The sequence below is a fragment of the Sphingomonas sp. Tas61C01 genome (assembly GCF_052567495.1).
The window spans coordinates 1,366,370-1,380,429 of the sequence record NZ_CP199583.1 but is presented as its reverse complement, the minus strand read 5'-3'; the positions used below and the strand labels follow the sequence as shown (position 1 = coordinate 1,380,429).

The 14,060-nt window shown below is 67.4% G+C and carries 10 protein-coding genes; 7 read left to right on the top strand and 3 right to left on the bottom strand.

Features of this window, described 5'->3' with window-relative positions; genetic code table 11:
• Window positions 1-3: 3 nt before the first annotated feature.
• Window positions 4-612 carry a histidine phosphatase family protein gene (locus tag ACT009_RS06545; protein ID WP_445193531.1) on the bottom strand — a complete coding sequence of 203 codons (609 nt, stop codon included), beginning with the start codon at window positions 610-612 and terminating at the stop codon, window positions 4-6.
• A 245-nt stretch (window positions 613-857) separates the two neighbouring features.
• On the opposite strand from ACT009_RS06545, the gene ACT009_RS06540 reads away from it, so the two are divergent.
• From ACT009_RS06540 to ACT009_RS06510, 7 genes are all read left to right on the top strand, one after another.
• Window positions 858-1,973 carry an NAD-dependent epimerase/dehydratase family protein gene (locus tag ACT009_RS06540; RefSeq protein WP_445193530.1) on the top strand — a complete coding sequence of 372 codons (1,116 nt, stop codon included), beginning with the start codon at window positions 858-860 and terminating at the stop codon, window positions 1,971-1,973.
• A 153-nt stretch (window positions 1,974-2,126) separates the two neighbouring features.
• Window positions 2,127-3,188: an SDR family NAD(P)-dependent oxidoreductase gene (locus tag ACT009_RS06535; protein ID WP_445193529.1), complete on the top strand. Its 1,062-nt coding sequence runs from the start codon at window positions 2,127-2,129 to the stop codon at window positions 3,186-3,188.
• The gene (locus ACT009_RS06530; protein ID WP_445193528.1) at window positions 3,185-4,282 is read left to right on the top strand and encodes a glycosyltransferase family 4 protein; all 1,098 of its coding nucleotides are present in this window, start codon (window positions 3,185-3,187) and stop codon (window positions 4,280-4,282) included. Before ACT009_RS06535 ends, ACT009_RS06530 begins: the two co-directional genes overlap by 4 nt.
• A complete protein-coding gene (locus ACT009_RS06525) occupies window positions 4,279-5,391 on the top strand; it encodes a CgeB family protein (protein WP_445193527.1) in 1,113 nt (370 codons plus the stop codon). Before ACT009_RS06530 ends, ACT009_RS06525 begins: the two co-directional genes overlap by 4 nt.
• Window positions 5,388-6,476, top strand: coding sequence for a CgeB family protein (locus tag ACT009_RS06520; RefSeq protein WP_445193526.1), 1,089 nt, complete (start codon window positions 5,388-5,390; stop codon window positions 6,474-6,476). The genes ACT009_RS06525 and ACT009_RS06520 overlap by 4 nt, the downstream gene beginning before the upstream one ends.
• Complete coding sequence (locus ACT009_RS06515) at window positions 6,473-7,555, top strand: CgeB family protein (protein ID WP_445193525.1); 1,083 nt, start codon at window positions 6,473-6,475, stop codon at window positions 7,553-7,555. Before ACT009_RS06520 ends, ACT009_RS06515 begins: the two co-directional genes overlap by 4 nt.
• Before the next feature lie 23 nt (window positions 7,556-7,578).
• Window positions 7,579-8,583, top strand: coding sequence for a UDP-glucuronic acid decarboxylase family protein (locus ACT009_RS06510; RefSeq protein ID WP_445193524.1), 1,005 nt, complete (start codon window positions 7,579-7,581; stop codon window positions 8,581-8,583).
• Between the two features lie 3 nt (window positions 8,584-8,586).
• Here the strand turns inward: ACT009_RS06510 and ACT009_RS06505 are convergent, their stop codons facing one another.
• Both ACT009_RS06505 and rpoC read right to left on the bottom strand, forming a co-directional pair.
• Window positions 8,587-9,438, bottom strand: coding sequence for an oxygenase MpaB family protein (locus ACT009_RS06505; RefSeq protein ID WP_445193523.1), 852 nt, complete (start codon window positions 9,436-9,438; stop codon window positions 8,587-8,589).
• A gap of 321 nt (window positions 9,439-9,759) precedes the next feature.
• Complete coding sequence (rpoC, locus tag ACT009_RS06500) at window positions 9,760-14,043, bottom strand: DNA-directed RNA polymerase subunit beta' (RefSeq protein WP_445193522.1); 4,284 nt, start codon at window positions 14,041-14,043, stop codon at window positions 9,760-9,762.
• Between the last annotated feature and the right edge of the window lie 17 nt (window positions 14,044-14,060).

Genomic DNA, 14,060 nt, shown 5'->3' with positions numbered 1-14,060 from the left:
CCATCATCGTTTCGCTTCCCCCGGTTGTTCGTTGAGCGACATCAGCCGCGCGCCCCAATCGCCCCAGACCAACCGGGTGGCAGAGGCCGGCCCGACGTCGAAGCGCAGCAGATTGTCGAGCGGCAACCCCAGTGCGTGCGCGACCGCGCCGCGGATCATGTCGGCATGGCTGACGATCGCGACGGTCCGGCCGTCGTCGGACGACGCCAGCCGATCAAGCAGCGCTACGATCCGCGCCTGCGCCTCCGCCATGGTCTCGCCGCCGGGAATACGCGCGGTGCCGCGCCGGGCGTTCCACGCGGTCCAGGCGGGCTCGTCCGAAAAGCTGCCGAGCGCGCGGCCGGTCCAGTCGCCCATGTCGATCTCGAGCAGCGCGTCGTCCGGCTCGGCGGCAATGCCATGCGGCGCGGCGACCGCCTCGGCGGTCTGGCGGGTGCGGTCGAGCGGGCTGCACAGGATCCGGTCAATCGGTTCATCGGCGAGCGCGACGCCGAGCCGATCGGCTTGCGCGTGGCCGTCGTCGCTGAGCGCGACCCCGGGCAGACGACCCGAAAATATTCTGTCGAGATGCACATGCGCGGCATGCCGGATGAGCAGAAGATTGACGGCCACGATGTGCGAATTGCCCCTTTTGCCGAGCCGACCAACAGCCGATCATTGCCGCCCCAACACTCACACCAGCTTCTAAGTTCCTGCGATAAGCTACTTAGAAGATTGATGTAAGTTAAGTGGAACAAAGAAGAAGAAGATCGGTTTCCGTACTGTAATCCACGCTGAGAGCAGGGGGCGACGCAGCGAATGATACGATCCACCACGTTCGTCACGACGACGGCAATAACTTCGATCAAGCACGCCTCATGAGCGAGACGATCCTCATCACCGGCGGCGCCGGCTTCATCGGCCGCTTCGTCACCGACGAGTTGCTCGCGCGCGGCAACAAGGTCCGCGTGCTCGATAGTCTGATCGACCAGGTCCATGGCGACGTCGACGGATCGAAGATGCTCAACGCCGAGGCCGAGCTGATCCGCGGCGACGTGCGCGACAAGGTGGCGGTGAGCGCGGCGCTAACGGGCGTCGACAGCGTCATCCACCTGGCCGCCGAGGTCGGGGTCGGGCAATCTATGTACGAGGTCGAGCGCTATACCTCGACCAACGACGTCGGCACCGCGGTGCTGTTCGAGGCGCTGATCGACAAGCCGGTGCGACGGGTCGTCACCGCGTCGTCGATGTCGATCTACGGCGAGGGGCTGTACCGCGACGCCGACGGTGGGCTGGTCGAGGATGCCGAGCGCAGAGGGCTCCGCGACGGGCTGACCAACTGGGAGCCGGTCGACGCACAGGGCCGGCCACTGGCGCCGGTAGCGACGCCGGAATGGAAGCGCCCGGCACTGTCGTCGATCTACGCGCTCAACAAATATGTGCAGGAGCGCACCACCCACATCATGGCCGCGCCGTACGGGATGGAGGGCGTCTGCCTGCGCCTGTTCAACGTCTACGGGCCGGGGCAGGCGCTGTCGAACCCCTATACCGGGGTGCTCGCGATCTTCGCGTCGCGGCTGCTCAACGGGCAGCAGCCGATGATCTTCGAGGATGGCGAGCAGCGGCGCGACTTCGTCCATGTCAGCGACGTCGCGCGCGCATTCGCCGACGCGCTGGTCCTGCCGCAGGCGGTGGGCGGCACGTTCAACATCGGATCGGGGCACGATCGATCGGTGACCGAGGTCGCGACCGAGCTGGCGCGGGCGATGGGCAAGAACGAGATCGAGCCGATCATCGTCGGCAAGGCGCGGATCGGCGACATCCGGCATTGCTTCTGCGACACCGCGCTGGCGGCCGAGACGCTGGATTTCCGGGCGCGCCAGGATTTCGGCGAGGGCCTGGCGGCGCTTGCGGAGTGGGTGGCGGAGCAGACCGCGACCGACAAGGTCGAACAGATGCGCGCGGAGCTCGAGAGCCGGGGACTGGTGGCGTGAGCGGTGTCTTCTCCATTCCTCGTCGGCACGGGGAGGGGGGCCGCGCGCAGCGTGGTGGAGGGGGTTTTCCACTGGGCGTAGCGTTCGGGGCTGGCCCCCCTCCACACGCATCTGCGATGCGCGGTCCCCCTTCCCGTGCCGGGGAGGATTAGCGTGAGCGAGCCGGTCCTGATCACGGGAGGCGCGGGGTTCATCGGGTCCAACCTCGCCGATCGACTGGCGCGAGACGGGCACCGGGTGCGGGTGTACGACGCGTTGTCGCGGACGGGAACCGAGCGGAACCTGGCTTGGTTGCAGGGCAATCACGGCGACCAGATCGAGTTCGTCCACGCCGATATCCGTGACGAGGCCGCGATCGCGGCCGCGGTGCATGACGCGACGGCGGTGTTCCATCTCGCCGCGCAGGTGGCGGTGACCACCAGCATGGTCGATCCGCGCGACGACTTCGCCATCAACATCGCGGGCACGCTCAACCTGCTGGAGGCGCTGCGGTTGCGCGGCGACCGGACGCCGCTGATCTTCGCGTCGACCAACAAGGTCTATGGCGACCTCGCCGACCTCAGCTTCGCGCTTCACGACGACGCCTATGTGCCTGAAGACGCGGCGGTCCGCCTCAACGGCATCGGCGAGGCGCGGCCGCTCGACTTCCACACGCCCTATGGCTGTTCGAAGGGCGCGGCGGACCAATATGTCCTTGATTACGCGCGCAGCTTCGGGGTGCCCACCGCGGTGCTGCGGATGAGCTGCATCTATGGCCGCGGCCAAATGGGCACCGAGGACCAGGGCTGGGTCGCGCATTTCCTGATCCGCGCGCTCTCGGGCGAGCCGATCACGCTTTATGGCGACGGCTGCCAGGTGCGCGACATCCTCGACGTGTCCAACGCGGTCGACGCCTATGTGCGCGCATGGGAGCGGATCGATGCGATAGAGGGCCGCGCCTTCAACCTGGGCGGCGGGCCGGACAATGCGGTCAGCCTGCGCGAGCTGCTGGCGCATATCGGCACGCTGATCGGGCGCGACGTCGCGATCGACTATGCGGACTGGCGCGCGGGCGACCAGCGCTACTTCGTCGCGGACACGCGCGCCGCGCAGGTTGCACTGGACCTGTCGCCCAAGGTGCCGTGGCGCGACGGCGTCGCCGCGCTGGCGCGGTGGCTGGTGGCCGAGCGGCGGCTGAACCTGCCGATCGCCGAGCCGCACGCGATGGCGTCATGAGCCGCCGCCTGTCGCTGTTGATGACCACCGACGCGATCGGCGGCGTATGGCAATATTCGCTCGATCTGGCGGCGGCACTGGTCCCGCTCGGTGTGACGACGACGCTGGTGACGCTTGGGCCGTTGGCGACGCCGGCGCAGCGTGACGAGGCTGGTGTGGCGGGTGCGACGTTGATCGAGAGCGGCCTGCCGATCGACTGGCTGTGCGACGGCCCCGAGCCGATCTACGCTGCGGGCGAGGCGATCGCGACGATCGCGGCGAGGCGGCAGGTCGATCTGGTCCAGCTCAATATGCCGACGCTCGGCGCGCGGACGCGGTTCGCGGTGCCGGTGGTGGCGGTGATGCACGGTTGCATCGCGACATGGTGGGATGCGGCGCATGGCACGACCTTGCCGATCGAGTTCCGCTGGCAGCGGGCCGCGACGCATCAGGCATTGATGGCAGCGGACGCGGTGGTGACGCCGAGCGCGACGCATGCGGGTGAGGTCGCGCGGCATTACGGGCTCGTCCAGGCGCCGCTGGTGATCCACAATGGCCGGTCGCCGCTGCTGGCGGCCAGCGACGCGAGGCCCGCGCGCAGCCTGTTCACCGCCGGACGGCTGTGGGACCGGGTGAAGGACACGTCGGTGCTCGACCGGGTCGCGGCGCGGGTATCGGTGCCGTTCCGCGCGGCTGGCACGACGCGCGGGCCGCATGGCGAGACGGTGACGCCGGATCACCTGACGCTGCTCGGCCAGCTCGGCACCGAGGCGCTGGCCGCCGAGCTGGCGGCACGGCCGATCTTCGTATCGGCGGCGCGATTCGAACCGTTCGGGCTGGCCGTGCTGGAGGCTGCGGCGGCGGGGTGTCCGCTGGTGCTGTCGGACATCCCGACCTTCCACGAGCTGTGGGACGGGGCGGCGACCTTCGTGCCGGTGGGCGACGCGGACGGTTATGTCGCCGCGATCGAGGCGCTGCTCGGCGACCCTGCCCGCGCGACGATGCTCGGCGATGCCGCGCGGGATCGGGCGGCGCGCTACACGCCGGCGGCGACCGCAGCGCAGATGGCGGCGCTCTATGCGCAGCTGGTCGATGCGCGGAGGGTCGCCGCGTGAGGATCGTCTATTTTACGCATTCGCTGCGGTCGTGCTGGAACCACGGCAATGCGCATTTCCTTCGCGGCGTGCTGCGTGACCTGATCGCGCGCGGTCATGATGTGCGCGCCTGCGAGCCGGCGGGCAATTGGAGCCTCGGCAATTTGATCGCCGACGGTGGCGAGGCGGGGCTGGCGCCGTTCCGCGACGCTTATCCCGAGCTCGATCCGATCGTCTACGATCCCGCCGCGCCCGATCTCGATGCGCTTCTTGATGGCGTCGACCTGGTAATCGTCCACGAGTGGAACGAGCCGGCGCTGGTCGCCGCGATCGGCGAGCGGCGGACGCGAGGCGGGCGCTTCACGCTGTTGTTCCACGACACCCATCACCGCGCAGTGAGCGCGCCCGAGGAGATGCGCGCGTTCGATCTCGACGGATACGACGGCGTGCTGGCATTCGGCGAGACGCTGTCCGAGGTCTATCGCGGCTGGGGCTGGGTGGGGCGGGTGTGGACCTGGCACGAGGCGGCGGACACTCGCCACTTCCACCCCCCCGCAACGGAGGGCGCGCGAGAGGGGCTCGTCTGGGTCGGCAACTGGGGCGAGAACGAGCGTACCGCCGAACTCGAGACGTTCCTGTTCGCGCCCGCCGTCGCGGCCGGGCTGCCGCTCGACATCTACGGGGTGCGCTACCCCGACGAGGCGCTGGCGATGCTCGATCGCTACGGCGTGCGGTATCGCGGCTGGGCGCCCAACGCTTCGGCACCCGCGATCTTCGCGCGGCATCTGGCGACGGTGCACGTGCCGCGGCGCTATTATGCGACGATCCTGCCCGGCATCCCGACGATCCGGATGTTCGAGGCGCTCGCCTGCGGAATCCCGCTGGTGTCCGCGCCGTGGAACGACACCGAGAAGCTGTTCCGCACTGGGCAGGATTATCTGTCGGTCGCCGACGGCCCCGCGACCACCGCGGCACTGCGTGCGATCCACCACGATCAGGCGCTGCGCGACGAGCTGGTCGCGTCGGGGCTGGAGACGATCCGCACCCGACACAGCTGCGCCCACCGCGTCGACGAACTGCTCGCGATCGTCCCGACGATCACGACCACCACCAGAAAGGATGCCGCATGAAGATCGCCTTCTACGGCTCGAGCCTGTTGTCCTCCTACTGGAACGGCGCCGCGACCTATTATCGCGGCATCCTGCGCGATCTCGCGGGGCGCGGGTACGACATCACCTTCTATGAACCCGACGCGTTCGACCGCCAGCAGCATCGCGACATCGATCCGCCGGAATGGGCACGCGTGGTGGTCTACCCGGCGACCGAGGCGTCGATGCGCGAGGTACTGACCGACGCCGCGCGAGCGGACATCGTCGTGAAGGCGAACGGCGTCGGGGTGTTCGACAAGGAGCTGCTGGAAGGCGTGGTCGCGCGCGCGGCGCCGCATGCGCTGAAGATCTTCTGGGACGTCGACGCCGCGGCGACGCTCGACGAGATGCGCGCGGATGCGGGCCATCCGGTACTCGCGGCGCTGCCCGACATCGACATGGTGCTGACCTATGGCGGTGGCCCGCCGGTGATCGATGCGTATCGCGGCTTCGGCGCGGCCGAGTGCGTGCCGGTCTACAATGCACTCGATCCGACGACGCACTTCCCGGTCGCGCCCGATGCGCGCTTCGACGCCGACCTAGCCTTCCTCGGCAACCGGCTGCCCGATCGCGAGGCGCGGGTCGAGGAGTTCTTCCTTCGCCCCGCCGCAGCGCTGCCCGACCGATCGTTCCTGATCGGCGGCAATGGCTGGGAGACGAAGGACATGCCGGGCAACGTCCGGCACCGCGGGCATGTCTACACCGCCGAGCACAACGCCTTCAACTGCACCCCCAAGGCGGTGCTGAACGTCGCGCGCGATTCGATGGCACATATCGGCTTCTCGCCCGCCACGCGCGTGTTCGAGGCGGCGGGCGCGGCGGCATGCCTTATCACCGACGCATGGGAGGGGATCGAGCAGTTCCTGATCCCCGACGAGGAAGTGCTGGTCGCGCGCGACGGGCAGGACGTCGCCGAGCTCATGGCGGCACTGACCCCCGAGCGCGCCAAGGCGATCGGCGACGCGGCGCTGGCGCGGGTGCTGGCCGAGCATACCTATTCGCTGCGCGGCGCGCAGGTCGACGCGCTGTTCCGCGCGCATGCCGAGCGTGTGGCGGAGGCGGCATGAGGATCGTCGTCCTCGGGCTCAGCCTGTCGTCGTCTTGGGGCAACGGCCATGCGACGACCTTCCGAGCGCTGTTGAAGGCGTTCGCGGCGCGGGGGCACGATGCCCTCTTCCTCGAACGCGACGTGCCCTGGTATCGCGACCAACGCGATCTAGCCGATCCGGATTTCTGCACGCTGTGCTTCTATACCGATCTCGACGACCTCGCGCGCTTCACGCCCGAGATTGCGGAGGCGGACGCGGTGATCGTCGGCTCCTACGTGCCCGAAGGCGTCGCGGTCGCGCATTTCGTGCAGGAGGTCGCGGGCGGCACCACCGCCTTCTACGATATCGATACGCCGGTGACACTGGCCAAGCTGGCGCGGGGCGACTTCGAGTATCTCAGCCCGGCGGTGATCCCGCGCTACGATGTGTACCTGTCGTTCACCGGTGGGCCGACGCTCGACCTGCTCGAACGCACTTACGGATCGCCTGCGGCGCGGGCGCTGTATTGCTCGGTCGATCAGGCAGCCTATCGCCCGCTCGGCGGCGAGAAGAAGTGGGACCTGTCCTATCTCGGCACCTACAGCGCCGACCGCCAGCCGACGCTGGAGCGGCTGCTGATCGATCCGGCGCGGGCGTTGCCCGATCGGCGCTTCGTCGTGGCCGGGCCACAATATCCGGCCGAGATCGATTGGCCCGCGAACGTCGAGCGGATCGACCACCTGCCGCCGTCGGCCCACGCCGCCTTCTATTCCGCGTCGCGCTTCACGCTGAACGTGACCCGCGACGACATGATCGCGGCGGGCTGGTCGCCTTCGGTCCGGCTGTTCGAGGCGGCGGCGTGCGCGACCCCGATCGTGTCCGACGTCTGGGACGGGATCGAGTCGATCTTCGTGCCCGACCGCGAGATCATCCTCGCGCGCGGCACCGCGGACACCATCGCCGCAATCGAACGGACCGATGCGGGGGCCATCGGTATTGCCGCGCAGCGGCGCGTGCTCGCCGAGCACACCGCCGCGATCCGCGCGGGCGAGCTCGAGCGTCACCTGATCGAGGCCGAGGCCACCGCAACGACATCAGAACTGACGAGCGCCGCATGACGAGCGCCATAGGAGAGACGAGCATGGCATCTTCTGCACCCGATCTGATCGTGGTCGCCGGCGGCGCGGGGTTCATCGGATCACATCTGTGCGACCGCCTGCTGTCCGAAGGGCACGAGGTCCTGTGCCTCGACAATCTGCAGACCTCGCGAGCGTCGAACCTGCGGCTGCTGGAAGGGCGTGCGGGCTTCAGCTTCGTCGAGGCGGACATCGTGCTGCCGCTGCCGGCGGCGGTGACGTCCCAGGCGCATCGGATCACCCGGGTGTACAACCTCGCCTGCGCGGCCTCGCCGCCGCAATATCAGGCCGACCCCGAACACACGATGCTGACCAACGTGGTCGGCACGAACCACCTGCTGCGGCTGGCGGAACTGGCTGGCGCGCGGTTCCTGCTGACCTCCACCAGCGAGGTCTATGGCGACCCGGAGGTGCATCCGCAGGTCGAGGGCTATCGCGGCTGGGTCAACTGTACCGGTCCGCGTGCCTGCTACGACGAGGGCAAGCGGGCGGCGGAGGCGCTGGCGTTCGATTACGTCCGCAGCCGGCGGGTCGCGGTGCGGGTGGCGCGGATCTTCAACACCTATGGCCCGCAGATGCATCCCGACGACGGGCGCGTGGTGTCGAACCTGATCTGCCAGGCGCTGTCGGGGCGCGACATCACCATCTATGGCGACGGCAGCCAGACGCGGAGCTTCTGCTACGTGTCCGACATGGTCGACGCGCTGATCCGGCTGATGGAATCGGACATCGACGGCAGCGAGCCGGTCAACCTCGGCAACCCGGTGGAGCTGACCGTCGGCGAACTGGCAGAGCGAGTGATCGCGATGACCGGCACCACCGGCGATCTCATCTACCGTCCGTTGCCGCAGGACGACCCCCGCCGCCGCCGCCCCGACATCACGCGGGCGCGCGAACAGCTGGGATGGGCGCCGCGGGTGCCGATCGAGGAAGGGCTTGAGCGGACCTGCGCATGGTTCGCGGCCGAACTGGCGCAAGTGCCGGAGCTGGTGCCCGAGGCGGCGGAGTAACCGCTAGCTGAACGCCCAGCGTAGCGTGCGTGCCAGGCCGAGCGCGCCGCCGCGGACCAGCGGCACCGACAGCGGGGACGGCGAAAGGCCGTGCATCCGCTGCGCCCAGGCGGGGAGAAGATCGATCGCGGCCTGGAAGGTAACCGCCTGGACCGGCGCGACCGCGGGGTTGGTCGCACGTTGGCCGAGGAGGATGCGCGCGACCTCGGTGGAGCGATCGGTGGCGGCGAGCTCGGCGCGCATTTCGCGGACCAGCGATCGGGCTTCGTCGCGGCTGCAAGGCACCGGATCGGCGCCGAGCGCGACCGCGACCTCGCCGATCTCCGCGAAATACCGGTCCTGATCGCGCGCGGTCATCCGCGGTTCGGCGTAGCGGATCCAGGCGTCGAGGAAGCTCGTCGCTTCGGTGACGTGGACCCAGGCGAGCAGCCGCGGATCGGTGGCGCTGTAGGGCGTGCCGTCGGGCAGCGTGCCGCCGATATGATCGTGGATCCGCCGCACCCGCGCGATCATCGTCGCGGCTTCCTCACGATCGCCATAGGTGGTGAGCGCGATGAACCTTGCGGTGCGCCGAAGCCGGCCGAGCATGTCCTGGCGGAAGTTGGAATGATCCCACACCCCGGCGAGCACCGCGGGGTGGAGCATCTGCAGCAGCAGCGCCGCGACGCCGCCGACCATCATCGTGGTGACGTCGCCATGCACTCGCCAGATCACCGATCCGGGCGCGAACATCGCATTGTCCGACCGCTGCACCGGCCGCTCGCCCCGCGCCTGATCGTTGAACACCGCACGGACCTGCCCGACGATCGCCTGTTTGAGGAAGCCGGGCAGGGGCAGGGGGAGCGCGGCGGGCATCGGGAGTCAACTCGCCGTGGGTGAGCGCTGTTCCTCGTCCCAGGCTAGATCGGTGCTATCGGATGTCAGTTGTGACCAGGTCTTCCTCCGTCACCCCGGACCTGATCCGGGGTCCCGCTCTCAAGAATTCCACGAAGGCGGCTCGTCGAGTTAGCGGGACCCCGGATCAAGTCCGGGGTGACGAAGAGTAGAGAGCTCGTCCGACGCGGCAGCCATATGCGATAGTGCCCCTGGCGGGGAAAGGACATCACACCGTCCAAACCAAAACCGCCGCCAGGGTTTCCCCGGGCGGCGGCTTCGGTTCATCGTATCAGGCGACGCTTATTCGGCTTCGTTCAGATACTCGCCGGCGGCTTCGTCGCTGCCGTCGCCCGAGGGGACGACTGCGGCGAGGGGGTCGTCGCCGATGCCGGCTTCGTCGCGGACGCTGCGTGCGGCCTCGGCCTCGCGCAGGGCGGCGGCGCTGGTCGGGGCGACCAGCATCGCTTCCTGCAGCTTCTTCTGTTGGACGCGGAGCGCGGCGTCGCGGCTGGTGGCCGCGACCCGGAGGCGGTTCATGCCCGCACCCGTGCCTGCCGGGATCAGCCGGCCGACGATCACGTTCTCCTTCAGGCCCATCAGCTGGTCCTGCTTGCCCTGGACCGCCGCCTCGGTGAGGACGCGGGTGGTCTCCTGGAACGACGCCGCCGAGATGAAGCTGCGGGTCTGCAGCGACGCCTTGGTGATGCCGAGCAGGACGGGCTTGCCCTGCGCCTTGGTCTGCTTCTTCTCGAGCTTGTCGTTGATCGCGTCCATCTCCTCGCGGTCGACCTGCTCGCCGACCAGCAGCGTGGTGTCGCCGCTCTCGATGATCTCGACCTTCTGGAGCATCTGGCGAACGATCACCTCGATGTGCTTGTCGTTGATCTTCACGCCCTGGAGACGATAGACCTCCTGGATCTCGGAGACGAGGTATTCGGCCAGCGGCTCGATCCCCATGACCTCGAGAATGTCGTGCGGATCGGGGCTGCCGCCGATCAGGTTGTCGCCACGCTTGACGTAGTCGCCTTCCTGAACGTCGATGACCTTCGATTTCGGCACCAGATACTCCACGACCTCGCCACCGTCCTCGGGCTGGATCCCGATCTTGCGCTTGGCCTTGTAATCCTTGCCGAACACGACACGGCCGGAGACCTTGGCGATGATCGCGTTCTCCTTCGGCTTGCGCGCCTCGAAGAGCTCGGCCACCCGCGGCAGACCGCCGGTGATGTCGCGGGTCTTGGCGCTTTCGCGGCTGACACGCGCCAGCACGTCGCCGCCGAACACCTGCGCGCCGTCCTCAACCGAGAGCGTCGCCCCCGATGCGAGCATGTAGCGACCCGCCTCGCCGCTGCCGTCGTCGAGCAGGGTCAGGCGCGGACGCAGATCCTCCTTCGACTTGGTCGCGGCACGGTATTCGATCACCACGCGCTGCGCGATGCCGGTGGCTTCGTCGGTCTGCTCGACGAGCGTCTTGCCCTCGATCAGATCGACATACTTCACCGTGCCCGGGTTCTCCGTGATCACCGGCATGGTGAACGGATCCCATTCGGCCATCCGGTCGCCCTTGCTGATGATGTGGCCATCATCGAACATGACGTAGGCGCCGTAGGGAATGCGGTGCACCGCGAGCTCGCGGCCATCCATGTCGACGATCGCGATCTCGCCCGAACGGCTGAGCACCACGCGGCGACCACGCTGGTCGACGATGATGCGCAGGTCGCGGAACTCCACCGTACCGTCGGCAGGTGCCTCCAGGTTCGACTGTTCGTTGAGCTGCGCCGCGCCGCCGATGTGGAAGGTCCGCATCGTCAGCTGGGTGCCGGGCTCGCCGATCGACTGCGCCGCGATGACGCCGACCGCTTCGCCGATGTTCACCGGCGTACCGCGGGCGAGATCGCGCCCGTAGCACTTGCCGCAGACGCCGATCTTGCTCTCGCAGACCAGCGGCGAGCGGATCTTCATGCCCTGGATGCCGATCGCCTCGATCTGCGTGATCATCGCCTCGTCGAGCAACGTGCCCGACGGGATCGCGACCTTGCCGGTCTTGGCGTCGACCACGTCCTCGGCCGTGGTGCGACCGAGGATACGCTCGCCGAGCGACGCGATGGTCGAGCCGCCCTGGACGATCGCCTTCATCTCCAGCGCGCGTTCGGTACCGCAATCCTCCTCGATGATGACGCAATCCTGCGACACGTCGACGAGGCGGCGGGTCAGGTAACCCGAGTTGGCGGTCTTCAACGCGGTGTCCGCGAGACCCTTGCGGGCGCCGTGGGTCGAGTTGAAATATTCGAGGACGGTCAGGCCTTCCTTGAAGTTCGAGATGATCGGCGTTTCGATGATCTCGCCCGAAGGCTTGGCCATCAGGCCGCGCATACCCGCGAGCTGCTTGATCTGCGCCTGCGAACCGCGGGCGCCCGAATGCGCCATCATGTAGATCGAGTTGATCGGTGCCTCACGCCCGTTGTCGAGCTTCTTCACCGCCTTGATCTCGTTCATCATGGCGTTGGCCACCTGATCGCCGCAACGGCTCCAGGCGTCGATCACCTTGTTGTACTTCTCCTGCTGCGTGATCAGGCCGTCCTGATACTGCTGCTCGAAGTCCTTCACGAGGGCACGGGTCTCGTCGACCAGCGGGATCTTCGCGTCGGGGATGATCATGTCGTCCTTGCCGAACGAGATGCCCGCCTTGAACGCGTGCTTGAAGCCGAGCGACATGATCGCGTCGGCGAACAGCACGGTCTCCTTCTGGCCGGTGTGACGATAGACCTCGTCGATGACGTCGCCGACGTCCTTCTTGGTCAGCAGGCGATTGACGGTGTCGAACGGCACCTTGCTCGATTGCGGCAGGCATTCGCCCAGCAGCATCCGGCCCGGGGTCGTCTCGAACCGCTTCATATACTGCTTACCGGCCTCGTCGGTCTGCGGCACGCGGCTGATGATCTTGGTGTGCAGCGTGACCGCACCCGCGTTCAACGCCTGATGCACCTCCGACATGTCGGAGATCAGCATGCCTTCGCCGGGCTCGTTCTCCTTCAGCATCGACAGGTAATAGAGACCGAGCACCATGTCCTGCGACGGCACGATGATCGGCTTGCCGTTCGCCGGGCTCAGGATGTTGTTGGTCGACATCATCAGCACGCGAGCTTCCAGCTGCGCCTCGAGGCTCAGCGGGACGTGGACGGCCATCTGGTCGCCGTCGAAATCGGCGTTGAACGCGGAACAGACCAGCGGGTGAAGCTGGATCGCCTTGCCCTCGATCAGCACCGGCTCGAAGGCCTGGATGCCGAGACGGTGGAGCGTCGGTGCGCGGTTGAGCATCACGGGATGCTCGCGGATCACCTCGTCCAGGATGTCCCAGACTTCCTTGCGCTCCTTCTCGACCCACTTCTTGGCCTGCTTGAGCGTCATGCTCAGGCCCTTGGCGTCGAGGCGTGCATAGATGAACGGCTTGAACAGCTCGAGCGCCATCTTCTTCGGCAAGCCGCACTGGTGCAGCTTCAGCTCCGGACCCGTGACGATGACCGATCGGCCAGAATAGTCGACGCGCTTGCCGAGCAGATTCTGGCGGAAGCGGCCCTGCTTGCCCTTCAGCATGTCGCTGAGCGACTTCAGCGGACGCTTGTTGGCGCCGGTGATCGTGCGGCCGCGGCGGCCGTTGTCGAACAGTGCGTCGACAGCTTCCTGCAGCATGCGCTTTTCGTTGCGGACGATGATGTCCGGCGCGCGCAGCTCCATCAGCCGCTTCAGGCGGTTGTTGCGGTTGATCACGCGGCGATACAGGTCGTTCAGATCCGACGTCGCGAAGCGGCCGCCGTCGAGCGGCACCAGCGGGCGCAGCTCGGGCGGGATCACGGGAACGACCTCGAGGATCATCCATTCGGGACGGTTGCCCGAATCGATGAAGCTCTCGACGACCTTCAGCCGCTTGATGATCTTCTTGGGCTTGAGCTCCGACTTGGTGGTCGCCAGCTCTTCGAGCAGCTGGGTGCGCTCACCGACCAGGTCGAGATTCTCGAGCATGATCCGCACCGCTTCGGCGCCGATCCCGGCCGAGAAGGCGTCCTCGCCATATTGATCCTGCGCCTCGAGGAGCTCGTCCTCGGTCATCAGCTGGTACTTTTCGAGCGGGGTCAGGCCCGGCTCGATGACGATGTACGCCTCGAAATACAGCACGCGCTCGAGCTGCTTCAGCTGCATGTCGAGCAGCAGGCCGATGCGCGACGGCAGCGACTTCAGGAACCAGATGTGCGCGACCGGCGCGGCGAGCTCGATATGGCCCATCCGCTCGCGGCGGACCTTGGAGACGGTGACTTCGACACCGCACTTCTCGCAGACGATGCCCTTGTATTTCATGCGCTTGTACTTGCCGCACAGGCACTCGTAATCCTTGATCGGACCGAAGATGCGCGCGCAGAACAAGCCGTCACGCTCGGGCTTGAACGTGCGATAGTTGATGGTCTCGGGCTTCTTGATCTCGCCGAAGGACCATGACCGGATCTTGTCCGGCGAGGCGATGCCGATCTGGATCTGGTCGAAAGTCTCGGGCTTGGCGACCGGATTGGCGAAGTTGGTGAGTTCGTTCATTTTCAGCTCCTAAGCCG

What these genes read in the sequence shown, in the direction of transcription:
- rpoC (WP_445193522.1), bottom strand. Translation starts at nt 14,043, where the DNA reads ATGAACGAACTCACCAACTTCGCCAATCCGGTCGCCAAGCCCGAGACT.
- ACT009_RS06510 (WP_445193524.1), top strand. Translation starts at nt 7,579, where the DNA reads ATGGCATCTTCTGCACCCGATCTGATCGTGGTCGCCGGCGGCGCGGGG.
- ACT009_RS06540 (WP_445193530.1), top strand. Translation starts at nt 858, where the DNA reads ATGAGCGAGACGATCCTCATCACCGGCGGCGCCGGCTTCATCGGCCGC.
- ACT009_RS06515 (WP_445193525.1), top strand. Translation starts at nt 6,473, where the DNA reads ATGAGGATCGTCGTCCTCGGGCTCAGCCTGTCGTCGTCTTGGGGCAAC.
- ACT009_RS06520 (WP_445193526.1), top strand. Translation starts at nt 5,388, where the DNA reads ATGAAGATCGCCTTCTACGGCTCGAGCCTGTTGTCCTCCTACTGGAAC.
- ACT009_RS06530 (WP_445193528.1), top strand. Translation starts at nt 3,185, where the DNA reads ATGAGCCGCCGCCTGTCGCTGTTGATGACCACCGACGCGATCGGCGGC.
- ACT009_RS06505 (WP_445193523.1), bottom strand. Translation starts at nt 9,438, where the DNA reads ATGCCCGCCGCGCTCCCCCTGCCCCTGCCCGGCTTCCTCAAACAGGCG.